The following is a 26336-nucleotide window of genomic DNA, read 5'->3' on the forward strand; positions in this document are numbered from 1 at the left end:
TGAGAGTGAATGGCTGACACGACGACCAGACCGAGGGTAGAGCAGCTGGCGGCGGTCGAGCCGGCGATCGTCATTGGCGCCGGCGCCGCCGGACTGGCTGTCGCGCAGGCCCTGATCAAGGCCGGCGTGCCGGTGGCGATCCTGGAAAAGGAGAGCCGGCTTGCCGAGCCCTGGCATCGGCGGCACCAGCAGCTGCATCTCAACACCCACCGCGATCTGTCGGCGCTGCCCGGCCTGTCCTACCCCGGGGGTACGCCAGCCTTTCCAGCCAAGAGCGTCGTCATCCGCCATATGAACGATTTCCGCGAGGCGAACCAGCTGCCTGTGGAGTTCGGCGTCGCCGTCGAGACCCTCGTGTTCCGGGGCGACCATTGGGCGGTGCACACCAGCGCCGGCTCGCGCCTGGCGCGTCATGTCGTCGTCGCCACCGGCCGCGACAAGGATCCCTTCACGCCGCAATGGAAAGGCATGCAGGCCTTCGCGGGTCGGATCATCCACTCGGCGGATTTTGGCGACGCCCAGTCCTATGCCGGCAAGAAGGTGCTGGTCGTCGGCGCCGGCAATTCGGGCTTCGACGCCCTCAATCATCTGGCCGGCGTGGATGCGGCTTCTCTCTGGCTGTCGGCCCGCAATGGCCCCGCGCTTCTGCCCAAGCGGATCGGCAAGATCGCCGTGCACCGGCTTTCGCCGCTCATGGCACGTTTGCCGCTGCGCGTTGCCGATGCGGTGATGGCCGCGACGCAGCGCCTGGTTTTCGGCGATCTCACCAAATTCGGCATGCCGCCTGCGCCGTCGGGCGGAGCCAGCCGCCTGACCTCCGACTACACCGCGATCGCCGCGGACGACGGCGCCGTCGACGCCATCAAATCGGGCAAGATCACCGTGGTGCCGGCGATACGGGAATTCACCCGCGACGGGGTGATCCTGGCCAATGGCAGCCTCATCGATCCCGATATCGTCATTGCGGCGACGGGCTATCGCACCGGGCTGGAGCGCATGGTCGGCAATCTCGGCGTGCTCGACGGCAAGGGTGTCCCACGCTTCAACGGCGGTGAAGCCGACCCGAAACTGCCCGGTCTTTGGTTCACCGGCATGCGGCCGAGCATTCGCGGCTGCTTCGCCAATGCCGCCATATTGGCAAAGGTGATCGCCAGGCGGATCGCCGGAGCCGGCAGCTACCAACCTGGCGCCTCACGCTGATTTCGGCTCCAGCCGGCGGAAACCGACGGCTTCCATCAGCATCTCCTCGTCGACCATGCCGGCATTGTGGAGTGCCAGCAGGGTGAGGGCGATCTCGCGCGCTTCCGGCGAATCGGGTCGCGCTGCGCGCCGGAGGCAGGCTTCGTCAAAGACGCGCTGCAGCCTGGCGATGTCGGCGGGCCTGAGCAAGCCGCGGTCATAGACTGACTTCGACATGGTGGCGGTCTCCTGAGCGAGGAGGTAGGGCGCCATCCGTAAATTGCCAATCTTTCCCGGAGCTTGAATGGACTCCACGCCGAAGGAGGGGCGGTCGCAAACCGAAACCCCGCCCCGAGATTCGCAGACCTCGATCAGACCGCGATCTTGCCGCCGCCTTGCCTGGTGATGGCGACGACCGACGGCCGCACCGGCATTTCGGGCTTGAAGTCCGGCCAGCGCGTCGACGGATCCTCATAGTAGGACGGCCGGCCGAAACCTTCCCAATCCTCGCCGCCATCGCCCGGATGCTGGACCGCGACGAAGGCGGTCTGGTCGTCGGGCGCGAACAGCGGGCCGCACATTTCCGCGCCGATCGGCACGCGGAAGAACAGTTTTGAGGTCGCCCGCGCCGCCCCCTCCGTGTCGACCGCCCACAGGCCGTCGGTGCGGCCGGTGGCTTTCGGGCCCTGGCCGTCGGTGGCGACCCACAGGCGCCCGGCCGAATCGACCGCGCAATTGTCGGGCATGCCGAACCAGCCATGGGCCGTCGTCGCCGTCGAGAAGGTGGCGCCGACATCGGCAACCGACGGATCGCCGCATTGCAAAAGCACTTCCCATTTGCCTTTGGCGGCGGTGAAATCGCCGTCGGTCTCGGTGATCTCGATGATGTGGCCAAAGGCATTTTCGGCGCGCGGATTGGCGGCATCGACCTGGTCGGCCTTGCGCTTCGAATTGTTGGTCAGCATGACATAGACCTTGCCGTTGACACCATTGGGCTGAATGTCCTCGGGCCGGTCCATCTTGGTGGCGCCGAGCAGGTCGGCGGCGCGCCGCGTCTCGATCAGCACGTCGGCCTGGCTGCCAAAGCCGTTTTCCGCCGTCAGCGGCCCTTGGCCGAAGACGATCGGCAGCCAGTCGACCGTGCCGTCCTCGGCGAATTTGGCAACATGCAGCGTGCCCTCGTCGAGCAGGTCCTTGTTGGCGCCATGGTCGTTGGCGTTGAACGCGCCCTTGGCGACGAATTTGTAGACATAGTCGAAGCGCTCGTCGTCGCCGAGATAGAAGACGACGCGGCCGTCCTTGGCGACGATCGATTCGGCGCCCTCATGCTTGAAGCGGCCCATGGCGGTGCGCTTCCTCGGCGTCGAATTCGGATCGTTGACGTCGACCTCGACGATCCAGCCAAAACGATTGGGCTCGTTCGGCTCCCTGGCGAGGTTGAAGCGGTCGTAATGCGCGCCCCATTCATAGGCGCCTTCCGGAATGCCGAGCCGCTTGTAGTTGGCGGCTTCCCTGTGGCCTTCCGGCAATTCGCCGGAGAAATAGCCGTGGATGTTCTCCTCGGCCATCACATAGGTGCCCCACGGCGTGACGCCGCCGGCGCAATTGTTGAAAGTGCCGAACACCTTGGTGCCGGAAGGGTCGGCATTGGTCTTGACGCGGTCATTGCCGGCGACCGGGCCTGACAGCGCCATTTCGGTGGTCGAGGTGATGCGGCGGTTGAGCTTGCCGTCGCGCACCACTTGCCATTTGCCTGACACCTTGCGGATCTCGACGATGGTGCCGCCATGCGCCGCCATCTCGACATCGACCTGCTCCTTCGAGAGAGGCGCGACCTCGGCCTTCTTCTTCCCGTCCTTCTCGACGATCGAAACGATGCCCGGGAACATCAGATGCGGGTTGGTGTATTCGTGGTTGACGACCAAAAGGCCATGCTCGGCCGAGCCGTCGATCGCGATGTAGCCGACATAGTCGTTGTTGTAGCCGAACTGCCTGGCCTGCGCCTCAGCCGACTGTTTCGTCGGGTCGAACTCCGGCGAATCGGCAAACAGCGGATCGCCCCAGCGCAACAGCACGTCGGCATCATAGCCCGGCGCGACATGGTGCTTGTCGTCGATGCCGGCCTCGAGCTCGTCGAATTTGAAGGCCGAGCCTTCCGCGGCGCGGGCGTCGTCGGCGGCGATCATGGCCAGCGGGCCGACCGTCGCGGCGATCGCCGAGACGGCGAGCGATCCCTTCAGGAATCCCCGGCGCGAGAACCGCGCGGCGATGATCTCGCCCATGGTGCGGTTGTCGGTGGGGTTGATGGCGGGTCCTTCGTTTTGCTCGAGCAGACTGGTGCGGAATCGGGCGTCGGGGGAGCGATGTTCGGTCACGGAGGGCCTCTGGCTTTGGTGTGGCTGGTGCTTGTTGCCTGTTCGACCCCCCTTAAGTCAGGCCGATCACATTTTCGTGACATCATACCGGCTCCGCCACTCCGCGCGAGGCGTCTGTCACCATGACATCGGACTTTGGTCCAATCTTGCGCTGGCAAAAGTCCTGGAGGACAAACGCAACGGTCGGAGGTCGCTTCCGGCCAATACGTCTTTCGGCGATGTTGCTGGTTGCAACGTTGGGGTGGGCGCGCCGGCTCAATCGACGGAGATCAGGATGCACGGATCGATCACGGCCCGGTGTCGCCGGCTGACGCTCGTTTCGGCGGCTGCTCTGGCACTGACCATCATTCCCTATCGAATTTCCCTGCACGGATCCGCTTCCGGAATCGACGCCGCATCGGCACAGGCTGCCAAGGGCGGCAATGGTGGCGGAAACGGCGGTGGTAATGGTGGCGGCAACGGCGGCGGCAACGGTGGCGGCAATAGCGGCGGTAATGGTGGCGGCAACGGCGGCGGCAAGGGCGGTAACAGCAGCGGCGGCAACGGCGGAAACAGCGGCGGCGGCAACGGTGGCAACAGCAGCGGCGGCAACGGTGGGAACAGCGGCGGCGGCAACGGCGGAAACAGCGACAGCGGCAACGGTGGCAACAGCAGTGGCGGCAACGGTGGGAACAGCGGCGGCAGCAACGGCAGCAGCAACGGAAATGGAAACGGCGGCAATTCCGGTACGGAAGGCGGTGGTGAATCCTCGGGGTCGGGCAAGGGTCAGACCGACAAAGGCGTCAGCCATGTCAACGTCACGACCGGTGACAAGGTCGACGTAAGCGACAACAAGATTACCGTGACACACCCCGACGGCATCACCGAAAAGATCGAGAACGGCCGTTTCAAGATGAAGGATGCGCTGGGTCGCACGATCATCGATCGCCGCGCCACACCGGCAGACGTCAGCCGTCTAAAGGCCATGTGAAACTGGTCAACAGGGTAACGGCCAGTTTCACATGTCACCTCCGCCGCCCCCGGCGGAGGTGACCTTCTTTGTCCGGCCCTCGCGCGGGTCCGCAATGGTCTTCCCAAGGGAAAGCGCTATGCGCTTTTCCCGGGAAAACCGTTCACACTGTTCCTGGAATTGCCCTAGAGCAGTTCACCGTTTCACAGAAACGGCGACCTGCTCTAGCCTTTCGTTTTGACGCAATTCCGGACGGAAAACCGTTCCACACTTTTCCTGGAATTGCTCTAGGCGCGGTTTCTGTCCCGGTCGCGAAACTCGCGCATCATGAGAGCCGCCTCCGTGCGGTTTCGCACATTGAGTTTCGACAGCACCCCGGTCATGTGGTGCTTGACCGTCTTCTCCTGCAGCTCCAGGCGCAAGGCAACCTCCTTGTTGCTGAGCCCTTCCGCCACCAGCCGCAGGATTTCCGTTTGCCGTTCGGTCAGTTGCCGCAGCCGGTCCGCCACGCCGTTGGCAGATTGGGGGGACTGGAGATCGGAAAGCAGCCGCGCCGACAGCGCCGGCGAAAGATAGCTCTCGCCGGCCGCCACATTGCGCAGGATTTCAGCAAGCGCGCGCGATCCGACGCCCTTGAGGATATAGCCCTGCACGCCGGCATTCAGCGCCGTGGTTACATCGGCATTGGTCTCCGAAACGGTCAGCATGACGATCCTCTGGGCTGGATGGTCGGCAAGGATGCTTGCGACCGCCGACAGGCCGCCACCCGGCATCGAGATGTCGAGCAGCAATATGTCAGGCTGCACCGTCGAGGCGATGCGTTCGGCATCTTGCGCTGTCGCGCCTTCGCCGACGATCTCGAAACCTCCGATTTCCGACAGGCTGCGCGTCACGCCTTCGCGAAACAGCGGATGATCGTCGACAATAGCGATACGGATAGTGCCAATCATGCTTGCTCCTCGACCGAAAGACTGATCACCAATCGCGTGCCTTGCGCTCCGGTCAAGGTCTCGAACTGGCCGCCAATGCTTTCCACCCGCTCCCTGAGGCCAGCGAGCCCCAACCCGTCGACCCGCGCCGGATCGAAACCAGGCCCGCTATCCGACACTTCGACAAAAAGCCTGCCATTCTTCATCCCGGCCCGCACCGCCTGATCCTTGGCCCGCCCGTGGCGATAGGCGTTGTTCAGCCCTTCCTGCACGAAACGATAGATGCTGATCTTCTCGGAAGGGCCAAGTTCAGGCAAATGCCTGGGCAGTGTGAGCGTCACCGACGTTCCCGTCCGGCGCTCATGTTCGTCGACGGCCAGCCGCAATATGTCCGTTGCCGCGGCCGTTTCCACCTGCGGCAGGACGAGACCGGTGCAGATGCCGCGTATTTCGCGCATCGCATCCTCCAGCGTCTTGCGGATCATCGCGACTTCGGTCGAGCGGTTCTCGCCCCAATGGCCGTCGCCGGAGAATATCGGGCTGTCCATGCGCAGCGCCGCCAGGGCCACGAGTTGTGCCGGTCCGTCATGCAGGTCGGCGCCGATCCGGCGCAAATATCGTTCGTTGAGCGCGGTGGCGCGGCGGGATGCCCGCTGCACACGCTGCCGCAAGGCGCTGTTTTGCGTCACCAGGCCCTGCAGCTCCGACACCTGGCGGCGCAGCGCCCCGCGCTGATCGTCGATGGTGCGGCTGGCGCGCAGCACGATGCTCGACAGGAGCAGAAAGGCTGTCAGGGTGGTGCCGGCCACGATCAGCCAGCTCGACCGCAGGGCAGAGGCCAGCGTGGCTTTGAAATCAGTGGCGACCTCGAAGAATTCGGTGACGGCCACCACCTCGCCGGACCAGGGTTCGCGCACGGGATTGTAGATCTCCAGCAACGGCACGCCAACGGCCTGCTCATTGACTTCGTCTCCGTCGAACGTATCGAATTGCGCGGTGACGTTGCCCTGGAAGGCGGACCGCAGATCGTCGGTCAGATCGAAGCGGCGGCCGATCAAGGTCGCGTCCTTGGCATAGAGCACGGTGCCGTCGCGGCGCCAGAGCCTGAACGAGACCAGGCGCTTGCCGAGCGCGCCCTGGCCGAGCGTCTCGTCCAGCGCCTGCTTGACGGAGTCGCTTAGCTTCTCGCTCTTGCGCAGGTCTGGCAGCAGCGGCGCGATCACGCTGTCGACATAGAGCGCCGTCGTGGCGGCCGAATTGCGGATGACGCCGTCGCGGATCTGCGACGTCACCCAGGCGCCCACCACCAGCATGACGGCCAGGAGGCCAAAGCCGCCGGCAACGAGGAATTGCAGGGCAAGCGAAAGCTCGCTCCAGCGCCGCGCCAAATTCTGCAGAATACGAATCATGAGCCCCTGACCGCCCTTCCATCGAACAGCTGGGCGATATCGCACATTGAGCCTCAGTCTTGCCGTTGCCAAGACCCTCGTTGGAACGAGGTCGCTTGACGTCTCGATGCGCTTCGGAAACAAGGTCCGCGGCACATGCGGCGGCAGCCGCTTCGAGGGGGATGGGACGGTGAGTTTTTCGGGACTGCTGCAGCTTGGCTTTTCGACGGTGATCTTCCTTTTGGCGGCAACCGCCGCCAAGCAATGGGGACTGGCGCCGAGCCTGGGCAAGATCCTGTTGACGCTCGCGCTCTATTCGCTGGGCAATCTGATCATGCTGCGGCTGATCCGCGAATTCGGCATGTCGGTGTCGTTCAGCCTCTCGGCGGTCATCCAGCTGGTCTCGGTCAACGTCGTGGCGCTGGTATTCTTCGGCGAGCGCGTCAACGCGCTGCAGGCCACCGGCATCGTGCTGGCGATCGCCGCCGTGGCGCTGATCACGCTCGGGCCCTATCTACAGGGGCGTTGATCGAGATGAAGATTGCGACACCGGCCCGATGAAAGACACCGCAAGCACCCTGCTCAACCGCATCGAATTCCCGGTGTTGCTGGCCGGTCTGATCATCGCCGGCGGCCTGTGGGGCTTCGTCGAGCTGACGGAGGTGGCGCGGGCAACCGCGCCGCATGCCTTCGACACCGAAATCCTGCTTGCCTTCCGCCAGGTTGGCCAACCGGGAATCCCGATCGGCCCATCGTGGCTGGAAGGGGCGATGCGCGACATCACCAGCCTCGGCAGCGCCAGCGTGCTGGTGCTGATCACGACGGCAACGATCCTCTATTTGCTGTTGATCCGCCGGCCGGGGACGGCACTTCTCATCTTCGTCGCCGTGGCCGGCGGCCAGGTGCTGTCGAGCCTGCTGAAGGTCGGCGTCGACCGGCCGCGGCCCGAGCTCGTTTCGCATCTGGTCAGCGTGACCTCGCTTTCCTTCCCGAGCGGCCACGCCATGCTGTCGGCGGTGACCTATCTCACGCTCGGTTCGCTCGCGGCGCGCTTCCTGCACGGCAGGGCGACGAAGATCTACGTCTTGTCGCTGGCCGTGCTGACCACGGTGCTGGTCGGCGTCAGCCGCATCTATCTCGGCGTCCACTGGCCGTCGGATGTGCTGGCCGGCTGGTGCGCGGGCTTCGCCTGGGCGATGCTGTGCTGGCTGGTGGCGCGGCTGTTGCAGCGCGGCAAGGTGGTGAGCGACGATGGCGCCTGACTGCGCTCTCGGGCTTGCGCTCAGATCAATCTGTTGATCAGGTGTCCACCACAGCCTGCCAGCGCCAGAACCATCGACAGCAGGCATGCCGATGTCATCAAGGTCTTCAAAATATTCAACTGCATTACCCCCGCCCGGATGGACGACACCCTAGCCTGCAATCCTCGGGACGTATCGGAAAAAATGGACAATCAGGTGAAGGAGCTTACGCCTCAGACATTCATACTGATGCTTGAAACATCATGACAATGGTATTATACGTTATTCCTGCAGACTCAGACATGGGGTCCGGCCGATGATCACTGCCGCGCAGATGCGTGCCGCAAGGGCTTTGGCCGGCATCGACCAGAAGACGCTCGCCGAGCGCGCAGGCGTTTCGCTTCCGACCATCCAGCGCATGGAAGCGAGCGATGGCGTGGTCCGGGGCGTGGTCGATACGCTGATGAAGGTCATCCAGGCGCTCGACGAGGCCGGGGTGGAGTTGATCGGCGAGAACCAGGCCAGCGAGCGCGGCGGCAGGGGCGTGCGCCTCAAACCCGCCGTGCCGCCCGATCCCAGGGCTGAGCCGGCATAAGTCGCGACGGCGACCGCCGACACTCCTGCCGACGATCCCGCCGCCTTCATGTGCGGAAGGCAGTTCATGGATCAGACACGGCAGGCAGTGCACCAATCGACCCGCAAGTCGGCCCATGGGTCGGCCCAAGGGTTGGCCCAAGGGTCGGCAAAGCCGACATTTTCCGAATTGTTCACGCCCAAGCTGGTGACGGTCTGGCGCGAAGGCTACCACCTGCCGCAGTTCAAGGCCGACGTCATGGCCGGGCTGACCGTCGCCATCGTCGCGCTGCCGCTGTCGATGGCGATCGCGATCGCCTCCGGCGTCACCCCGGAGCGCGGTCTTTATACCTCCATCGTCGGCGGCTTCATCATCTCGGCGTTCGGCGGCAGCCGCTTCCAGATCGGTGGCCCGGCCGGCGCCTTTATCGTGCTGGTGGCGGCGACGGTGGCGCGCGTCGGTGTCGACGGCCTGCTTCTGGCGACGATGATGGCCGGCGTGTTCCTGCTTGCCATCGGCTATCTCAGGCTCGGCACCTACATCAAATTCATTCCCTATCCGGTCACCGTCGGCTTCACCGCCGGCATTGCCGTCATCATCTTCTCCGGCCAGATCGTCGAACTGTTCGGCCTGACTTTGCCGGGTAAGGAGCCCGGACCGTTCGTGCCGAAGCTGATCGCGCTTGGCGCGGCGGCCGGCACGATCAACCCCGCAGCGACCTTCGTGGCGGCGCTGACCATCGCAACCATCGCCTTCTTGAAGCGCTGGCGGCCGAAATGGCCGGCCATGCTGGTCGCCATCGGCTTGGCCTCGCTGGTCGTGGCGCTGTTCGCGCTGCCGGCCGAGACGATCGGCACGCGCTATGGCGGTATTCCGCGCAGCCTGCAATGGCCGGCGCTTCCGCCGGTCAGTCTCGAAAGGATGATCGAGGTTCTGCCGGACGCCGTCGCCTTCGCGCTGCTCGGCGCCATCGAATCGCTGCTGTCGGCCGTCGTCGCCGACGGCATGACGGGCCGGCGGCACCGCTCCAATTGCGAACTGGTGGCGCAGGGTTTCGCCAACATCGCGTCCGCCTTGTTCGGCGGTATCTGCGCCACCGGCACCATCGCCCGCACCGCCACCAATGTGCGGGCCGGCGCGCACGGGCCGGTCTCGGGCATGGTCCATTCGGCCATCCTGCTCGTGCTGATGCTGGTGGCCGCGCCGCTCGCCAGCTACATCCCGCTCGCTGCCCTTGCCGGCGTGCTGGCGGTGGTCTGCTGGAACATGTTCGAGAAGCAGGCCTTCGCGACGCTGTTGCGCGCATCGCGCGGCGACGCGCTGGTGCTGATGGCGACCTTCCTGATCGTCGTCTTCCGCGACCTGACCGAAGGCATCGTCGTCGGCTTCGCGCTGGGCTCGATCCTGTTCATCGATCGCATGGCAAAATCCGTCGCGGTCGAGGCGGATCTGGTTCAGGACGATGTCGCCGACAGCGTCAACGCCGCCGGCGCCTATGATGCCAGCGAGGCCAGCGACGCCGACACCATCGTCTATCGCATCTCCGGCGCCTTCTTCTTCGGCGCCGCTTCCACCGTCGGCAGCGTACTCGACCGCATCGCCGACCAACGCAAGAATTTCATCCTAGACTGTTCCGCCGTGCCGCTCTTCGATTCGACGGCGGCCAATGTCATCGAAAGTGCTGCTCACAAGGCCAGGCGCGCCGGGGTCCGCTTCATCATAGCGGGTGCGGCGCCGCCAATACGGCGCATGCTGATCAACCACGGCGTCAAGCGCCCGCTGGTGACCTACGCCGCTTCGATCAGCGATGCGCGGGCGCAGCTGGTGGCTCCGCCGGCCCGCGCTGACACGCAATAGGCAGGGTCAGATGTCAACCACCCGCATTTCTTCAGCGTGCGCCTTCACGAGGTCGGCCATGCTGTCGAAGCGGAAATCCACTGTCGGTACATCGCCGGGGTTCATCGTAGCGCCGAAGCCCTGATCCGCATGCCGGCGATGGATCCAGCACGATGTCAGGCCGAAGCGGTTGGCGGGAGCGTGATCGTGGAACATGCTTTCCGCGGTGTGCAGGATTTCTCGCTTCTCTATCCCGATTGTACGGAGCTTTTCGAGCATATATTCGAAGTTCCGGTCGGACGGCTTGTAGGAGCCGATATCTTCCGCCGTATAGATCGCGTCGAAGTCCACGCCGAGCATCTTGTTGCTGAACGAGAAGCTTTTGTTGTCGACGTTGGAGAGGATGATCAGTCTGTAGTGCTTTTTGAGGTACTGCAAGGCTTCCGCGGTGTCGGCAAAAGCCGGCCAATCCTTCACGCTTTCGCCATACGCCACGCATTCCTCAGGAGTGACGATGAGACCCCACTCTTCCGCAAGTCGCTTGTAAACGATCGACAGAAGGTCCCGGTAGCGTTTCCCCGGCGTCCATTTCTGCTGGCTGGCTTCGTGCCGGGCGTGCGCCTCCAGAATGTCGTTCCGGCTCAACTTGCGCGCGGCCCGTTCGGTCAGCGGCTTTAGGCCGTCGATCATACCGGATTCCCAATCGATCAGGGTGCCATAACAGTCGAAGGTCAGGGCTTTGAAATCTGTGAGCTGCATGGGGTTGCCTCCTTTGATGCGCGTGGGTGAAGCAATGCCGGCGTGGATCGCGATCAGTCATCAGGTCGATTTCGCCTCGGTGATTAGCCGCTCTGCTGCCGGCTGAGCTGGAAGTCCTTCGCCACAGCGCTGCGCGACGGCGTGTACCAAACACCGAATAGTGTCACCGCAAGGCCAGCGAACATCGCCTTCGAAAGCGGCTCGCCGAACATCGACCAGCCCCAGAGCATCGTCACCGGCGGGCTGAGATAGATCACGCTGCTGACCTGTGAGGCGGTGTAGAGGCGCAGGCTTACGTAGTACGTGCTGTAGCAGAAGAAGGTCGAAAACAGCACCAGCCAGGCGATGCCGAATCCGAACCGGGCATTGAGGGGCGGCATCAGCCCGCCATTCCATCCGGCGCAAGCGGCGAAAAGGATCGCTGCCGTCAGGCATTGAATGCACAGGCTCTGATGGATGGACATATTGATCGTCCCCATCCGCTTCTGGACCAGGGTGGCCAGCGCCAGAACCATCATGGAAGCGACTGTCAACAGATATGCCCAGGCCGGGGCCGTCCCGAGGCTCAGGCTGTCCAGCGAGACGATCAGAACGCCCGTCACGCCGAGGGCCGTTCCGATCCATTGTCTCCCGGTCAGCCGGTGTCCCAGAACCGGCTGCGACAAGGCCGCGATGGCGAGCGGGACAAGATCGGAAATCAGCGCGACAAGGCCGGTCGGCACGCGCTGGCCGATGGCAAGCGCGAATCCGCCGAGATAGAGGAACATCATCGCCACGCCGAAGACCATCTGCTGGACCAGGGCACGGGCACCTATGCGCGGTCCGATCAGGAGGGCAAATGGCAAGAGGATCAATCCGGACATCAGTGTCCGCCAGAACAGCACCAGCATGACATCGGCATTCTCGCTGGCATAGCGGATGCCGACGAAGCCGGAACTCCAGCTTATGACCAGCGCCGTCGCCATCATTGGCCACACGAGGCGATGGGCTTTGGTGTGCAGGAGCGTCATGGCATCTCTTTGGTCAGGCGCCCGTGACCCGAAGCGGATCAGGGCCAATTTTGGCGCGGACTATTGACGACACGCACACGCCTTTGCACATGACAAATTTCGATACGATCATGAAGTAGTCCGAAAACCGGCATATCAACTTGACCTGAAGTGCATCAGAGGATCAGAAATTGACGCTTCTCTTTGGTTTCGAGCGAGCATTGTCATGGCTGGACTGATGAGCCGCCGCCTGGATGTCGACGCCTTGCGCGCACTGGTCGCGATCGAGAAGCACGGCGGCGTCACGCGCGCGGCCGAAATTCTCGGCCTGTCGCAGTCGGCCGTCAGCCACAAGATCAGGAGACTCGAAACGAGCCTCGATTGCGAAATCCTCACCCGAAAAGCAAACGCGCCGATGTTCACCACGGCCGGACAGGATCTGCTTGGTTATGCGCGGCGCATTCTGGGCATCCATGACGAGGCGGTCCTGAGCCTGTCGAAAAGCACTTTGCAAGGCAAGATCGCGCTGGGGATGACCGAGGATACGACGTGCACGGACCTTTCGCGCATTCTTGGCCGCTTTCGCCGGCTCTACCCGGAGGTGAGCGTTCGCACTCAGGTGCGCATGAGCCTCGTGCTACAGGAGCAGGTCAGCCAGGGAGCCCTTGATGCCGCCATCATCCAGGTCTTCCAGCACGAGGTCCGCCCCGCTGATCTCCTCCTGTTCCGCGAGACGCTGCATTGGGTGAAATCGCGCGATCTGGTTCTGTCGGCCGGGAAGCCGGTCCCGTTTCTTTCCTTCGATGAAAATTGCTTTTACCGGCGCTGGGGCATCGACGTCGGGCAGGATGAGCATACGGTGTTGGAGACAGTGTTCGAATGCTCCAGCGCAGCCGGGATCATTGCAGGCGTGACTGCTGGGCTTGGCGTCGCACTCTTAAGTCAGCGCTACCTGCAGCCCGACATGGAGATCGTCGACAACGAATTCCCCAAGCCTCCAGACCTGGCCTATGTCATCAGGCGCGCGCGTGCCCCCAAAAACCCGGCGCTCGAGACTTTGGTCAGGGAGATCGAGGCCGAGATAAAGCGTTACGGAACGCTTCAAATCGCCGTCTGAGTGCATCGTGCTGCGAAAGCTGGCTGGTCTCTTATTCCTGAAGCGATCTCGGACCGCTGACGAACGGGCTGCCCCTGACATAAAACCGCAGCAGCCGGTCTGCATCCTTGGTAATGCCGATCCTGGTGCTCTGCCCGATCTCGCCGGGTTTTTGGGTATCTTTCGCCAGCCATAGCGGCCCTTTCCGGCAAAGGTCGAGCCCGTCGAGCGACCGGTCGATGCGCAGCGCCGCCGCCAGCCTGCCCGGCCCGCGCGCCAGGTCGCGCAAGGGCTCGACGCCGCGATTCTGACGCATGATGGCGATGCCTTCGAGCGGCTCGAGCGCCCGGATCAGCACGCCGGTTCCGGTCCCTTCCGCCTCGCTCGAGACATTCAGCATCATCGAGACGCCATAGGCGAGATAGACATAGGCGTGGCCGCGCTCGAGGAACAGCGAGCGGTTGCGCGGGGTCATCCCCCTGAAACCATGCCCGGCGGCATCGCCGACGACATAGGCCTCGGTCTCGACGATGCGGCCGCTGACCATGCCTTCCGGCAAGTCGCGCACCACCAGTCTGCCGATGAGGAAGCGGGCGAGAGCGGCTGTCTCATCAGGCAGCTCCGAACGAGCGATCGGCGGATGATTTTCCCCATGACTCATGGTATGCGCTCGACCCATTGCGCGCGCGACGGGCCCGGCTCGAACGGGTCGCCGAAATACTGGGTCTCGCGGGCCACTTTGCCGCCGACGAACTCCATGATGCTGACCGTGTAGGACGGCCGCCCGTCATAGGTCAGGACATATTCGGTTATCCAGAGGTCGCCCGTGCCTGTGATCCGCCGCACGGTGAACCGCTTGCGGTTTGGCTGCGCGGCGCGAGACGACTGGATGTTGCGCCGCCCGCCGATGCGCTCGCCCGATTGCGGATAGTCGAGCACCGCATCCTCCCGGTAGATCTCATGCTCCGCCTCGAAGTCACCGGCATCGGAGGCGGCCCAGTGGCGATCCAGGTCGGTTCGGATCTCCCGATCGTCCATGGCAATCCTCCTTGACCATCATCGTGGGATGGACCGTCGTAGCACGGCCCATCCCACGGCTGTAGCAAGAGGTCGCGCGAAACGACCCTGAGAACTCAATCAATCTTCAGCGCCGCGATTTCGCCCTCGTTCATCAGCGGTACGTAGAGGATCGACTTGCCGTCGGTGCCGATGTCGGCGCTGCCCGGGTTGAAACGCGCCACCGCTTCCGGCGTACCGCCGGCCTTGTAGCGGTAGAGCGTGCCGGTCATGTAGGCGGTGGCATAGATGGTGTCGCCAATAGCGATGACGCCATCGAGATCGGCGAATTTCTGCGCGCCGGGCAGCGGCGAAATCGCCTTGCTGGCGAGGTCGATGGCCAGCAGCCCGCCCGGTTCCGCCGTGCTGAAGTCGGGCTTGATGCCCTTGCCCCAGGAGGCGACGATCAGCCTGTCACCGTCGGCGAAGACGCCATTGGGCGAAGCCAGCAGCGCATCCCTGACGAACAGCTCCGGCCGGTCGCCGTCGATGCGGTAGATCGTGTCGGCCAGCATGTCGCTGACATAGACCTTGCCTGTGTGGTCCGAGGTCATGTCGTTGAGGAACACGGCATTCGGCACCACGATGCTGGCGATCAGCCTGCCGCTGGCCAGATCGACGACACGGACCTTGGTGATGTCGGCGACATAAAGCTTGCCGCCCGATATCGCCATGCCCTTGGGCGCGTCCATGCCGTCGGTCCAGTGCTGGGTGATCGTCTTGCCGTCGAGGGACAACACCGAGAGATAACCGTTGCCGTCGGCGGCGCCGGGATTGCCGACGATGTTGGAGACGATGATCCGGTTGTTGGCGGCGTCGAACAGCGCCGATTCCGGCTGTTCGAGGCCCGTGGCGCGCCAGAGCTCACCGGCCCGGGCGGCTGGTGCGGCGGCGACACTGATGGCGACGATAAAGGCTGAGAGACGGTTCATGGCTGTTCTCCTGTGATGACAGGCGAGAGCTTGGGGTTTTCGATACTTCTCCGGAAGTCCGATTGCCGCTAGTATCAAATATCGATACGAAATCGCCGGCAAGAGGTGCATGCCATGAACGGTCTGATTTTCGAGGCGCTGAAGCGGACGCTGAAGGCCAAGGGCGTCACCTATCGCGAACTCGCCGAACGCATGTGCGTTTCCGAGCCGACGGTGAAGCGCATCTTCCACGAGCGCAACTGCAAGCTCGACCGGCTGGTGGAGATCTGCGCGGCCGCCGGCGTCGAGCTGGAAAACGTGCTCGGCTCGATGAACCGCGGGCCGGGGCCGCTCAACCACATCGCGCCCGAGATCGAGCGCCGGCTCGCCGGTCGGCCTGCGCTGCTGTTCATCTTCGTCATGCTGTCGGAAAAGTTCACGCCTGAAGGCATCATGCGCTCGCAAGGCCTGAGCGAGGCCTCGATGTTCCTCTATCTGCGCGATCTGGAGGAACTCGGCCTGATCGCGCTCGGCCGGGGTCTTTCGGCAAGATTGCTGGTCGAGACGCCGATCCAATGGAATTTCGAAGGGCCGCTGAGGCCGCTGTTCGAGATGACCAACAAGAATTTCATCGGCTGGGCCATTACCCATATCGACAAGGAGGCGAGCTTCGTCAGCTTCTCCAGACGGATGCGGCCGGAGACGGCGGAGATGGTGCGGCGCGAGGCGGAGGAGCTCGCCGAGCGCGTCAAACTGCTCGCCCATCACGACCAGCACACGACGCCCGAGGACGGGCTCACCGGCTACAAATTCACGTTTGCCTTCGGCGCGACGCCGTTCCCCGCGATCATGCCGATCGGGCCGCACCCGCGCGATGCTGGCGCCCAGCCCGCCGCTCCTGCAAAGCGACGCCGCCCCTTGCCGGCCTGACCAATCATCCCAAGCAGGATTGCATCCGGCGGCTGGACATGTCGCGCCCGCTCCGGCGCCGACTGCCACCTTTCGCCACCAGCTTGCCGCCCGGATGCGACCAGCGATGCCGACCGCGCCCGTAGGCGCGTTGGGATAGAACAGATCCGGTAGCAACATTCATGATAGAATTCGCACACTGATTTGCCAGACTGTAGAGGACGGCTTGCCGAATGCCTGACACGTTGCCATGAAATCGAAGTGATCCCATGCCGACCGCACCAACACTTGAACGTCGCCGCTATTCGCGCCTGAAAAATTTGCGGGCGCGCGCAGAACGCCAGGGTGCTGCATTGCAGTTCTGGGCGCGTACGGCATCGCTCGCTGTGATCTTCTGTTTCTTTTCATTGATCAGCCGCTGGGATGCCTCACTGCTCTTCGTGCTGGCGGGTCTCCTGCTGTTTCAGCTCGTCGGCCTGATCCAGTTTCTCTTTGCGCGCCGTCGCACGGCGCCATGGTGGATCGGCTACGTCGTCGGTACGCTGGACATCATTCTGTTGACCATTCTGCTGGTAACGCCCAACCCGTTTTCCCCGGAGGTCGCGCCGGCCGCGATGCAGCTGCGCGAGGGCAGCTTCAAATTCCTGCTGATTTTCATATGCCTTGGCGCGCTGACCCTTTCAACACGATTGGCGCTCTATCTCGGGGTGCTCGCGGCGTTGACGTGGGCGATCGGTGTGGGATGGGTGATTTCTCATCCGGGCACCGTCATTCCGGCGACGAACCTCTATTCACTGCCGATGACAGAGCGACTGAACCTCTATCTCAACCCCAATTTCGTCGACACATTCGCGCAGGCGACCAACGTGTTGGTTGTGATGATTATCGGCGCGATCATGGCGCTGGTCGTCGCTCGTTCCCGACGTCTGTCGGAAGACTATGTCAAGGCAGAGCGCGCCCGCGCCAATCTCGCCCGGCATTTTTCGCCCAACGTCGTCGACCAGCTCGCCACGGACGACGAGCCCTTCGGCCCGGTCCGCCGGCAGGATATCGCGGTGCTGTTCGCCGACATCGTCGGCTTCACCCACTATTCCGAGGATCATCCGGCCGAAGCAGTGTTCGAACTTCTGCGTCAGTTCCACCGTCGCATGGAGCAGGTCGTTTTTGACCACCATGGCACCGTCGATAACTATATCGGCGATTGCATCATGGCGACATTCGGGGTTCCGCAAGCCGGCCATGACGACGCGACTCGCGCCATCCAGTGCGCTGAAGCGATGGTCGCCACTCTCGAAGACTGGAATGTGCAGCGGGTGTCCAGGGGATACCCGCCGCTGGACGTTCGAATCGGTGCACAATATGGCGCAGTCGTCATCGGCGCGGTCGGCAGCGAGCGCAATCTGTCCTTCGCCGTGGTGGGCGACACCGTCAACGTCGCCAGCCGTTTGCAATCGCTTTGCCGTGAGCTTCAAGCGAATATTTGCTTTGGGTCACGACTGATTGAGGCCGCGAAGGCGGAATCGCCCACGACACAGTTGAATGCGCGCGATCATGGACCGGTGAACATCCGCGGCCGGGACGAACCGGTCCATGTCTGGGTCGAACACAGAGCCGAAAACCAGGGCGCTGTTGCGGTTTCGGCATGATGCAGGGGTAGTGGATCTGGCCATAGGCCTCGGCGATGAGCGAGGAGCAGATGGCCCGCTTCGGGTCGCCGGAGCCGAAGGCCAGCATGCGGCGGCGCCAGCGCACGGGCTACAAATTCACGTTTGCCTTTGGCGCGACGCCGTTCCCCGCGATCATGCCGATCGGCCCGCACGTGCGCGACGCCGGCGCGCGTCCGAAGGATCCGGCAAAGCGGCTCCAGCCCGCGTGAGCGGCGGAATTCCTCAGGTGGCCTGCCTGAGGTATCCCCGCGGAAGAACGCCGATCGAGCGTGCGATCATCATTGCCGCAAAGAGACCCGACAACACTGCGCTTGCCAGGACGAAACCGGTCTCCCGCGCCAGGGCAGGATCTACCCCAAGCGCAATGCCCCTGGCAAAGCGAATGATGATGATCGCGACGATCAGCGCCAAGGGCAACCAGTCGCCCTGCAGCGCCAGCCTGCCGTCGGCAAGCAGCCTGGCCGGCCGCCGACGCGCCATGGCCGTGCCGGCGAGGGCGCCGGCCACGGCGCCGCAGGCGAAGCCGAGCAGTCCGGTCGCCGAAATGCCCGAGGCGACGAGATTGTAGAGGGCAAGGCCGCTGACGAGCGCCGGCAGGGCGAGAAGGCGTGAAGGCGAGACAACGCGTTCCCGGGTGCGGTTCCAGCCGATGAACAGGCCGTAGAGGATCAGCGGCCAGACCCAGAGCGGTGTGTGCGACAGGATGTCGACCGCACCGGGCATCTGGGTGTCGGCAGCGGTGTCCGCGGCCAGTGCGATACTGCTTGACGTCAGCAAGAAGCCGGCAACAGAAAGCATGGCCGGCCTGCCGAAAGGCAGGGCTATCCGAATTGCATGGATGCGGTGAAGTGACATTGCGGAACTCCGTCTGCGGTTGAAGGCTTCTCGCCGGCGCTGTATCGCTTGGCGCTGCGGTTCGACCGCACCATGCGGAGCCGCCGGCGCCGCATCAAACGCGTCTTCGGCAAGGGGCGAATGGCTACGTGAAGAGCAGGCTGTTGCATTCCACGCTTCGCGAAATGCAGGCATTGCTGTTTTCGCCGCGTTTCTGGGGCGCGCTTCTGGCGGTGTCTGCGATCCTTGGCCTCACCGGGCCGTTCGGCACCTTCGAGCAGCTCGATGCCTTGCCGCGCTTTGCCTACTGGCTGGCCCTGGCGCTCGCCACCTTCACCGCCGGCTATTTCGCCATGCGGCTGACGCTTGCCGCGGTGTTCGGCGCCGCCGGCTCGCGGCCAGTCCGTAGCGTCGTTGCCGGCGTCGTCGCCGGCATTCCGGTCACAGGGATCGTCGTGCTGTTCAACCGTGCCTTGTTCGGCGGCCCGCTTCCGTCGGCCGCCGCTATCGGCGGGTTGTTCGTCAACTGCAGCCTGATCGCGGTCGCCATTTCCTTCCTGGTGGCCATCGGCAGGGATGCCCAAGGCGCGTCCGCCACAAGGGTGGGACCGAACGCGGATGTTCCGTCGGTGCCGCAGCCCTCGCCGCAACCAACACGGCCGCCGCTGATCGACCGTCTGCCGCATGCGGCTCGCGGAAAGCTCCTCTATCTCTCGATGCAGGATCACTATGTCGAAGTGCACACCGACAGGGGAATGTCGCTGATCCTGATGCGGCTTGCCGACGCCATCCGCGAGGTCGGCGATACGCCGGGCGTGCAGGTTCACCGCTCGCATTGGGTGGCGTTGGACGCCGTCGCCGGCAACAAGCGTCAGAACGGCAAACCGTTCCTGCGGCTTGTCGACGATGCCATGCTGCCGGTCAGCCGCTCCTATGCCGACGCGGTGCGCAAGGCTGGATTGCTTTAAAAACTATCCGGCGGTTGCCGCCGCGCCCGTATCTTCCGGCGCGGCAGCGCCGGCAAGATCGTCGCGCGCCTTGCGGGCCAGTTTTTTCGTCGAGTGCTTGGGGCTGTCGCCGAACAGCTCGGCGGCATCGGCGAGGCAGGTTTTCCGCAACTGCTTCTCCGAGCGCTTCAACAGCTTGCCGAGAAGCTTCGTGTCCTCGCGCGGCCCCAGCGGCTCGTCGTCCGCCTCGAGCAGAGCGCGCATGACGAACAGGTCATGCAGTTCGCCGAGCCGTTCGCCCAGTTCATCGACCGCCTTGCGCCGCGCCTTGATCGGCGTCGGCCACAGCCTGCCCAATAGCGACAGGTGCATGCCATGCGTCTTGGCCGCCTTGCGCAAATCGTGGAAGTCATCGGCCTCGCCGCTCGCGCCGGCCTTGTCGAGCGCCTTTTTGGCACGGCGCAGAGCGACGCGGGCGCCTTCGGCAAGCACGTCGGCCGCCTGTTCGGGCTGGTCGGGCAAGGCAAGGCTTTCGATCCGCTTCATGCCGTCCGCGCAGGCCGCGGTCGCCGCGCCGATCGCCGCTTCGAGGCCGGCGCCTTCATGCAGATCGTGCTGACGCGCGACCAGCCTGTCGCGCACGGCATCGAGCCCGCCATCGGCGCTCTCCTTGGGAAAAGCTGCCGCCAGCCGGTCGACGGTTTCGATCAGCGCCGTCGCCTCGCGCGGCCCGGCAAGCAGCGCCGCCACGTTGCGATAGCATTGGTTCTCTGTCGTGCAGAATATTTCGTCACCGGAATGAACCAGGCGCAACAGGGCACGCGCGCTCTTCAGCCGCTTGCGGCATTTGTGCAGTCCCTGTTCCGGCCGGCTGCGCGCCGCATCCAGATGCTGAAGTGCCTTGCCGATTTCCTCGGCAAGGATGCGCCTGACCTCATCGGTCAGCGGCAGGCGCGGGTCGATGCGAAAACTCATGCGGCGATCTCCGGTATCCCCCCGAGGGCGAGCGACGCGTTGTAGAATTTCTGCTCGCCGGTCACTTCGCGGCCGAGCCAGTCAGGCAGCATTTCGTCCGGCACATCTTCCGGAGTCTCGAGTTCGGCCACCACAAGTCCCGCGAGCGCACCGCCGAAGACGTCGACTTCATAGAGATAGCCGCGATGCCTAACATGGTGACGTGTCTTCTCGATGACACGTCCGATGGCGAAGTCCAGCATCTCCAGGGCATCGGCAAGCGGGATCGGATATTCGAACTCGTCGCGCTCGCGCACGCCGCTGCCGAATTTGAGCGTCAGCTCGGCGGAAGCGCCGTCGCTGATGCGGATGCGGACGGTTCGCCCGGGCGCCGTGGCGAGATAGAACTGGAGAATGCGGATATCCGCCTCGACCAGGCCCCGCCATGCGGTGCTGGAGACCAGGAACTTGCGCTCGACTTCCTTGCCCATGGCTGCGCACTAAAGCGTGTGCCGCGGACGATGGCAAGACAACTCCGAACGCAAGTTGACTTTAATCAATCGATTGATTAAAGTCTGCGCATGATCAAATTGCCCGACGCCAAAAGTCCACGCCGCGAGACATCTCCCGCGGAGCTTACCCGAGCCGCACTCGTGCAGGCGGCGCTGAAACTGTTCGGTCGGCAGGGTTTCGACGGCACTTCGACCCGTGAGATCGCGGCCGAGGCGCAGGCCAATATCGGCTCGATCGCCTATCATTTCGGCGGCAAGGAAGGGCTCCGCGCCGCTGCCGCCGACTATATTGTCGAAACCATCCAGGTGGTTGCCGGCCAGGCGCTGGGCAGTGGCCGGGCGCCGAGCAGCGGCCAGATCGCGCCGGCGGGCGATCCCGAGGCGGCGCGCGCGCAGCTTTTCGCGGCAGTGGAGGGGATCGTCGGCTTCGTCGTGGCGCAGCCGCACGCCGGCGAGATCGTACAGTTCCTGCTGCGTGAACTGCAAAACCCCACCGCTGCGCTCGACCGCATCTATGACGGCGTGTTCGAGCCGACGCATCGCCGGCTATGTCATCTCTGGGAACAGGCGACCGGCGAGCCGGCCGAAAGCGAGCGGACCCGGCTCACCGTGTTCACGCTGATCGGCCAGGTCGTCTATTTCCGCATCGGCCGCGAGGCGGTGAAGCGCCGCATGGGCTGGCACGACATCGGCGCCGCCGAGGCCGCCAAGGTCGTAGCGGTCACCACGGACAATCTCAGCGCCATACTGGACGCCCGAATGGGATCAAAACCCAAAATGGGATCAAAACCCCCAATGGGATCAAAACAATGAGTTTCCTCTGCTCCTTGCCCCTTGCCGCGAAGCTCCTCAGTGCCTGTGCGCCCGCCTCGCCACTCGCGGTCGGCTATGTCGAGGGCGACTATGTGCTGCTGGCGCCCATCGAGGTGGCGCAGGTCGAGACCGTCGCCGTCAAGCGCGGCGATCGCGTCACGCCCGGCGCGACGGTGGTGACGCTGGAAAGCGCCGACGCCAGGATCGCGGTGGCGCAGGCCGAGGCAAGCCTCGCCCAGGCGCAGGCGCAACTCGCCGATTTACAGGTCGGCAAGCGTCCGGAAGAGATCGCCGCACTCAAGGCGCAGGTCGACATGGCCAAGGCGCAGGCCGACGATGCGAAGCGCAAATACGACCGCGCCGCCGACCTGTTCAAGCGCGGCACCGGCACCCAGGCCGACTACGACACCGCCTCGGCGACGCTGGAGACGGCCAACGCCCAGGTCGGCCAGGCGCAGGCCAATCTCGCCGTCGGCGGCCTGCCGGCGCGACCCGAAACGATCAAGGCCGCCGACAATCAGGTCAAGCAGGCGCAGGCAACACTGGAGCAGGCCAAGTGGCGGCTGTCCAAGCGCACGCTCGCCGCACCTTCGCCCGGCCGCGTCAACGACGTCATCCGCAATCCCGGCGACACCGCCGGCCCGACCGCGCCAGTCATTTCGATGCTGCCTGACGGCGCGATCAAGCTCAGCGTCTACATACCGGAGGCTGCCTTCGCCTCCGTCAGGATCGGTAGCCTCCTCAGCGTTCATTGCGACGGCTGCGGCGAGGGTGTGAAGGCGCGCGTCAGCTATGTCTCGCCCGATCCCGAATTCACCCCGCCGGTGATCTATTCGCTCGAGAACCGGCAGAAGCTCGTCTATCTCGTCGAGGCGCGGCCGGAGGGCGATGCCGGCCCGCTGCAGCCCGGCCTGATCGTCGATGTCGACCTTGCGGAAACGGCAAAATGAACGCCATCGACGTTCACGGCCTGGTCAAGCGGTTCGGCGACAAGACCGTCGTCGACCATGTGACGATGTCGGTCGCCGAAGGCGAGATCGTCGGCTTCCTCGGCCCCAACGGTTCGGGCAAGACCACCACCATCCGCATCATGTGCGGGCTGCTGACGCCGGACGAAGGCGAAGGCACGGTGCTGGGCTTCAACATCCGCACCGACTCGCTCAGCATCAAGCGCGAAGTCGGCTACATGACGCAGAAATTCTCGTTCTACGAGGATCTGACGATCGGCGAGAACCTCGAATTCGTGGCGCGGCTCTACCGGCTGAAACCGGTCGAGGAGTATGTCGCCAGGACGTTGGAGGAACTCGGGCTGACGACGCGCCGCAACCAGCTGGCCGGCACGCTGTCCGGCGGCTGGAAGCAGCGGCTGGCGCTCGCCGCCTGCATCATGCACAAGCCGAAACTGCTGCTGCTCGACGAGCCGACGGCCGGCGTCGACCCGAAGGCGCGGCGCGAATTCTGGGACGAGATCCATCGCCTCGCCAGCGGCGGGCTGACCGTGCTGGTCTCGACCCACTACATGGACGAGGCCGAGCGCTGCCACCGCATCAGCTACATCTCCTACGGCAAGATGCTGGCCACCGGCACCGTCGACGAGGTGGTGAAAAACGCCGGCCTGACGACGTTCGTGGTGCAGGGGCCGCGGCTGGCCAAGGTGGCCGAAGCGCTGCAGGGCCGCCCAGGCGTCGACCAGGTGGCGCCGTTCGGCGCCACGCTGCACGTCGTCGGTTCCGACAGGAAGAAGCTCGAAGCAGCGCTTGCCGATGTCGAGAACGAGCACAAGGGCGTGACGGTGGCGCCGGGCGAAACCAGCCTGGAGGATGTCTTCATCCAGTTCATGTCGGGGTCGAAGGACAATATGGCATGAACAGCGTTTTCTCCTTCGCCCGGCTCGGCGCGCTGCTGATCAAGGAATTCATCCAGATGCGGCGCGACCGCATCACCTTCGCCATGATGCTCGGCGTGCCGCTGCTGCAGCTCATTCTGTTCGGTTTTGCCATCAACAACGATCCCAAGGGCTTGCCGACGGCACTGGTGGCGATGAGCAACGACCAGTACACGCGCGCCATGGTCTCGGCGCTGCAGGTGACGGGCTACTATCATTTCGACCACGTCACCGAGAGCGCCGAAGAGGCGGAGTTCCTGATGGCGCGCGGCGACGTTTCCTTCGTCGTCACCATCCCTGCCGACTTCGCCAGCCGAGTCGAGCGCGGCGACAATCCGCAAATCCTGATCGAGGCCGACGCGACCGATCCTTCGGCCGCGAGCGGCGCCATTTCCACGTTGAGCACGGTGGCGAGCCAGGCGCTGCTGCGCGCGCAAGGCATGCAGGCCGCCGCCGCCGAGAACGCCAGGCAGCAGCTGCAGGTGGTGGTGCACCAGCGCTACAATCCCGAAGGCATTTCGCAATACAACATCGTTCCCGGCCTGCTCGGCGTCATCCTGCAGATGACCATGGTGATGATGACGGCCATGGCGCTGACCCGCGAAACCGAGCGTGGCACGATGGAGAACCTGCTTGCCATGCCGTCCAGTCCGGCCGAGATCATGCTGGGCAAGGTGCTGCCTTTCCTCGTCGTCGGCGCGGTGCAGGTGGCGGTGGTGCTGGTGGCGGCGAAGCTCTTGTTCGATATCCCGTTCGTCGGCAGCCTGACGTTGCTGTTGTCGTCGGTGCTTGTCTTCGTGCTGTCGCTGGTGCTGCTCGGCTACACCATCTCGACCATGGCCCGCTCGCAGATGCAGGCGATGCAGCTGACCTTCTTTTTCTTCCTGCCGTCGCTGCTCTTGTCCGGCTTCATGTTCCCCTATCGCGGCATGCCGGGCTGGGCTCAGGTGCTTGGCGAAATCTTCCCGCTGACGCATTTCCTGCGCATCACCCGCGCGGTGATGCTGAAGGGCGCCGACTTCCATGCCATCGCCACCGAGGTCGGCTGGCTGGCCGTGTTCGTGCTGGTCTTCGCGGGCACCGCGCTGCTGCGGTTCAGGCGCACGCTGGACTGACCGCAAAAGGGCGACTCAGCCCGGCCCCTGTGAGCGGCCGATGCCGGGCTACGCCGATAGCCAGACGGCACAGAGGACAAAGCGATCAGGCGGCCGCCATGATCTCGGCATAGGTGCCGAAATCGACATTGCCGCCGGACAGCACCACGGCGACGCATTTGCCGGATAGTTCGATCTCGCCCGACGACAGCGCCGCCAGCGCCACGCAGCCGCCCGGCTCGACCACCAGCTTCAGATAGGCCATGGCATCGCGCATCGCCTGTGCGGTCGCTTTGTCGGAGACGGCAATGGCCCCGGCGAGGTTCTTGCGGTTGATCTCGAAGGTGATGACGCCCGGCTCGGCGGTCAGGATCGCGTCGCAGATCGAGCTATGACCGGGTTCGTTCGAGACCCGGGCGCCGGCGGCGAGCGAGCGGCGCGTGTCGTCGAAATGCTCGGGCTCAACCGCCCAGACCGCGGTGTCGGACGAGGCATCCTTGACCGCCACCGAAATGCCGCTCGACAGGCCGCCGCCCCCGCAGGGGATGACGGCGGCGTCCAGGCTGACGCCGAGCGCTTTGGCCTGCCGCATGAGTTCGAGGCCGATCGTGCCTTGCCCGGCAATGATGGCCGGATCGTCGAAGGGCGGCACCAGCACCATGCCCTGGTCGATATAGGGGCGAACCACGCTCATGCGGTCATCGCGAAACCGGTCGAACGGCACCACCTCCGCGCCCATCTTGCGGACATTGCCGATCTTCATCGCCGGCGCGTCCGCCGGCATGGCGATGACCGCCTTGACGCCGAACATGGCCGCCGAAGCGGCCACCCCTTGCGCATGATTGCCCGAGGAGAAGGCGACGACGCCCCGGCTGCGCTCTTCCTCGCTCAGCGACGACAGCTTGTTGTAGGCGCCGCGGAACTTGAACGAGCCGGTGCGCTGCAGCGTCTCCGGCTTGAACAGGATGCGCCCGCCGAAGCGCTTGTTCAGCTCGGCCGATTCGATCAGTGGCGTTTCGACGATCAGGCCGGAGAGGCGCGCGGCGGCGGCACGGATGTCGGCGATGCCGGGAAGGGTGGTGGCGGTCATGCGAGGTCCAGTGGAAGACGTGTCACATCATGATGCGCGCAAACAGCCGCGGCGCACCATCGAAAAAATGTGACCGTTACAAAGTTGGCGGATACGGACCGGGGCAATGCCGCCAGCGTCTCGGCAGTCACCCCCCCTCTGCCCTGCCGGGCATCTCCCCCTCAAGGGGGGAGATTGGCACGCTTCGAAGTGCCGCTCGTTTCCGAACGTTGGAGACTGGCGAAGGCCTCTGAGAGCCTGATCTCCCCCTTGAGGGCAGGGCTATCGCATATGAGCGATTGCCTGGATGAGATAGTCGTCATTCCAAGCGCATTTCTTGATGCGGTGGCTAATGGGGACTTTGTCGATG

General features: G+C 64.3%; 27 protein-coding genes and 1 pseudogene. 14 read left to right on the forward strand and 14 right to left on the reverse strand.

The window, feature by feature from the left end:
* Positions 1-9: 9 nt before the first annotated feature.
* Complete coding sequence (locus tag ACWGS8_RS30100) at positions 10-1200, forward strand: flavin-containing monooxygenase (RefSeq protein WP_454584339.1); 1191 nt, start codon at positions 10-12, stop codon at positions 1198-1200.
* Here ACWGS8_RS30100 and ACWGS8_RS30105 read toward each other — a convergent pair.
* Positions 1192-1416, reverse strand: a complete 225-nt coding sequence (locus tag ACWGS8_RS30105; protein ID WP_454584340.1) for a hypothetical protein — start codon at positions 1414-1416, stop codon at positions 1192-1194. The two genes, ACWGS8_RS30100 and ACWGS8_RS30105, sit on opposite strands and share 9 nt — an antisense overlap.
* 134 nt (positions 1417-1550) lie before the next feature.
* On the reverse strand, positions 1551-3554 hold the full coding sequence (locus tag ACWGS8_RS30110; RefSeq protein ID WP_454584341.1) for a PhoX family protein: 2004 nt from the start codon (positions 3552-3554) through the stop codon (positions 1551-1553).
* A gap of 274 nt (positions 3555-3828) precedes the next feature.
* Between ACWGS8_RS30110 and ACWGS8_RS30115 the strand changes: the two genes are divergently transcribed.
* On the forward strand, positions 3829-4524 hold the full coding sequence (locus ACWGS8_RS30115) for a hypothetical protein (RefSeq protein WP_454584342.1): 696 nt from the start codon (positions 3829-3831) through the stop codon (positions 4522-4524).
* A gap of 266 nt (positions 4525-4790) precedes the next feature.
* Here ACWGS8_RS30115 and ACWGS8_RS30120 read toward each other — a convergent pair whose 3' ends face one another.
* Both ACWGS8_RS30120 and ACWGS8_RS30125 read right to left on the reverse strand, forming a co-directional pair.
* Positions 4791-5453 carry a response regulator gene (locus tag ACWGS8_RS30120; protein WP_454584343.1) on the reverse strand — a complete coding sequence of 221 codons (663 nt, stop codon included), beginning with the start codon at positions 5451-5453 and terminating at the stop codon, positions 4791-4793.
* Positions 5450-6841: a sensor histidine kinase gene (locus ACWGS8_RS30125; RefSeq protein ID WP_454584344.1), complete on the reverse strand. Its 1392-nt coding sequence runs from the start codon at positions 6839-6841 to the stop codon at positions 5450-5452. The genes ACWGS8_RS30120 and ACWGS8_RS30125 overlap by 4 nt, the downstream gene beginning before the upstream one ends.
* Before the next feature lie 169 nt (positions 6842-7010).
* Between ACWGS8_RS30125 and ACWGS8_RS30130 the strand changes: the two genes are divergently transcribed.
* The 4 genes from ACWGS8_RS30130 to ACWGS8_RS30145 all read left to right on the forward strand — a co-directional run bounded on the left by ACWGS8_RS30130 (position 7011) and on the right by ACWGS8_RS30145 (position 10492).
* Entirely contained in the window at positions 7011-7349 is a 339-nt protein-coding gene (locus ACWGS8_RS30130; RefSeq protein ID WP_019862242.1) for a hypothetical protein, read from the forward strand.
* A 28-nt stretch (positions 7350-7377) separates the two neighbouring features.
* Entirely contained in the window at positions 7378-8082 is a 705-nt protein-coding gene (locus tag ACWGS8_RS30135; RefSeq protein WP_454584345.1) for a phosphatase PAP2 family protein, read from the forward strand.
* A gap of 295 nt (positions 8083-8377) precedes the next feature.
* On the forward strand, positions 8378-8656 hold the full coding sequence (locus ACWGS8_RS30140) for a helix-turn-helix domain-containing protein (protein WP_010912541.1): 279 nt from the start codon (positions 8378-8380) through the stop codon (positions 8654-8656).
* 66 nt (positions 8657-8722) lie between these two features.
* A complete protein-coding gene (locus ACWGS8_RS30145; protein WP_454584346.1) occupies positions 8723-10492 on the forward strand; it encodes a SulP family inorganic anion transporter in 1770 nt (589 codons plus the stop codon).
* 6 nt (positions 10493-10498) lie between these two features.
* On the opposite strand, the gene ACWGS8_RS30150 is transcribed toward ACWGS8_RS30145, so the two are convergent.
* Together ACWGS8_RS30150 and ACWGS8_RS30155 are read right to left on the reverse strand one after the other, a co-directional pair.
* A complete protein-coding gene (locus ACWGS8_RS30150; protein WP_454584347.1) occupies positions 10499-11230 on the reverse strand; it encodes a haloacid dehalogenase type II in 732 nt (243 codons plus the stop codon).
* An 83-nt stretch (positions 11231-11313) separates the two neighbouring features.
* On the reverse strand, positions 11314-12240 hold the full coding sequence (locus ACWGS8_RS30155; RefSeq protein WP_454584348.1) for a DMT family transporter: 927 nt from the start codon (positions 12238-12240) through the stop codon (positions 11314-11316).
* Between the two features lie 205 nt (positions 12241-12445).
* Here ACWGS8_RS30155 and ACWGS8_RS30160 point away from each other — a divergent pair, with 205 nt between their 5' ends.
* Positions 12446-13336, forward strand: coding sequence for a LysR family transcriptional regulator (locus ACWGS8_RS30160; RefSeq protein WP_454584349.1), 891 nt, complete (start codon positions 12446-12448; stop codon positions 13334-13336).
* 31 nt (positions 13337-13367) lie between these two features.
* Here ACWGS8_RS30160 and ACWGS8_RS30165 read toward each other — a convergent pair whose 3' ends face one another.
* The 3 genes from ACWGS8_RS30165 to ACWGS8_RS30175 form a co-directional block, all read right to left on the reverse strand.
* Complete coding sequence (locus tag ACWGS8_RS30165) at positions 13368-13994, reverse strand: DNA-3-methyladenine glycosylase (RefSeq protein WP_454584350.1); 627 nt, start codon at positions 13992-13994, stop codon at positions 13368-13370.
* Complete coding sequence (locus ACWGS8_RS30170; RefSeq protein WP_454584351.1) at positions 13973-14353, reverse strand: nuclear transport factor 2 family protein; 381 nt, start codon at positions 14351-14353, stop codon at positions 13973-13975. Before ACWGS8_RS30170 ends, ACWGS8_RS30165 begins: the two co-directional genes overlap by 22 nt.
* Positions 14354-14448: 95 nt before the next feature.
* A complete protein-coding gene (locus ACWGS8_RS30175) occupies positions 14449-15303 on the reverse strand; it encodes an SMP-30/gluconolactonase/LRE family protein (RefSeq protein WP_454584352.1) in 855 nt (284 codons plus the stop codon).
* Between the two features lie 114 nt (positions 15304-15417).
* Here ACWGS8_RS30175 and ACWGS8_RS30180 point away from each other — a divergent pair, with 114 nt between their 5' ends.
* On the forward strand, positions 15418-16212 hold the full coding sequence (locus ACWGS8_RS30180) for a helix-turn-helix domain-containing protein (protein WP_454584353.1): 795 nt from the start codon (positions 15418-15420) through the stop codon (positions 16210-16212).
* Between the two features lie 248 nt (positions 16213-16460).
* Entirely contained in the window at positions 16461-17837 is a 1377-nt protein-coding gene (locus ACWGS8_RS30185) for an adenylate/guanylate cyclase domain-containing protein (RefSeq protein ID WP_454584354.1), read from the forward strand.
* On the opposite strand, the pseudogene ACWGS8_RS30190 reads toward ACWGS8_RS30185, so the two are convergent.
* Both ACWGS8_RS30190 and ACWGS8_RS30195 read right to left on the reverse strand, forming a co-directional pair.
* Positions 17809-17946, reverse strand: a pseudogene (locus ACWGS8_RS30190) (lipo-like protein); the annotation flags it as partial. The gene ACWGS8_RS30185 and the pseudogene ACWGS8_RS30190 overlap by 29 nt on opposite strands.
* A 134-nt stretch (positions 17947-18080) precedes the next feature.
* The gene (locus ACWGS8_RS30195) at positions 18081-18713 is read right to left on the reverse strand and encodes a DUF6622 family protein (RefSeq protein ID WP_454584355.1); all 633 of its coding nucleotides are present in this window, start codon (positions 18711-18713) and stop codon (positions 18081-18083) included.
* A 143-nt stretch (positions 18714-18856) separates the two neighbouring features.
* Between ACWGS8_RS30195 and ACWGS8_RS30200 the strand changes: the two genes are divergently transcribed.
* On the forward strand, positions 18857-19660 hold the full coding sequence (locus ACWGS8_RS30200) for a LytTR family DNA-binding domain-containing protein (RefSeq protein ID WP_454584356.1): 804 nt from the start codon (positions 18857-18859) through the stop codon (positions 19658-19660).
* 3 nt (positions 19661-19663) lie between these two features.
* Here the strand turns inward: ACWGS8_RS30200 and ACWGS8_RS30205 are convergent, their stop codons facing one another.
* Together ACWGS8_RS30205 and ACWGS8_RS30210 are read right to left on the reverse strand one after the other, a co-directional pair.
* Positions 19664-20614, reverse strand: coding sequence for a CHAD domain-containing protein (locus ACWGS8_RS30205; protein WP_454584357.1), 951 nt, complete (start codon positions 20612-20614; stop codon positions 19664-19666).
* The gene (locus ACWGS8_RS30210; protein WP_010912553.1) at positions 20611-21084 is read right to left on the reverse strand and encodes a CYTH domain-containing protein; all 474 of its coding nucleotides are present in this window, start codon (positions 21082-21084) and stop codon (positions 20611-20613) included. Before ACWGS8_RS30210 ends, ACWGS8_RS30205 begins: the two co-directional genes overlap by 4 nt.
* Positions 21085-21174: 90 nt before the next feature.
* On the opposite strand from ACWGS8_RS30210, the gene ACWGS8_RS30215 reads away from it, so the two are divergent.
* Genes ACWGS8_RS30215 through ACWGS8_RS30230 form a run of 4 tightly spaced genes read left to right on the forward strand, consistent with a single transcriptional unit; the run spans position 21175 to position 24918 of the window.
* Positions 21175-21918 carry a CerR family C-terminal domain-containing protein gene (locus ACWGS8_RS30215; RefSeq protein WP_454584358.1) on the forward strand — a complete coding sequence of 248 codons (744 nt, stop codon included), beginning with the start codon at positions 21175-21177 and terminating at the stop codon, positions 21916-21918.
* Positions 21915-22868 carry an HlyD family secretion protein gene (locus ACWGS8_RS30220; protein ID WP_454584359.1) on the forward strand — a complete coding sequence of 318 codons (954 nt, stop codon included), beginning with the start codon at positions 21915-21917 and terminating at the stop codon, positions 22866-22868. Before ACWGS8_RS30215 ends, ACWGS8_RS30220 begins: the two co-directional genes overlap by 4 nt.
* Positions 22865-23785, forward strand: a complete 921-nt coding sequence (locus ACWGS8_RS30225; protein ID WP_454584360.1) for an ABC transporter ATP-binding protein — start codon at positions 22865-22867, stop codon at positions 23783-23785. The genes ACWGS8_RS30220 and ACWGS8_RS30225 overlap by 4 nt, the downstream gene beginning before the upstream one ends.
* Positions 23782-24918: an ABC transporter permease gene (locus ACWGS8_RS30230; RefSeq protein ID WP_454584361.1), complete on the forward strand. Its 1137-nt coding sequence runs from the start codon at positions 23782-23784 to the stop codon at positions 24916-24918. The genes ACWGS8_RS30225 and ACWGS8_RS30230 overlap by 4 nt, the downstream gene beginning before the upstream one ends.
* Positions 24919-25003: 85 nt before the next feature.
* Here the strand turns inward: ACWGS8_RS30230 and ACWGS8_RS30235 are convergent, their stop codons facing one another.
* A complete protein-coding gene (locus ACWGS8_RS30235; protein ID WP_454584362.1) occupies positions 25004-25987 on the reverse strand; it encodes a threonine/serine dehydratase in 984 nt (327 codons plus the stop codon).
* Positions 25988-26336: the final 349 nt, after the last annotated feature.

The organism is Mesorhizobium sp. 43Arga (assembly GCF_053714255.1).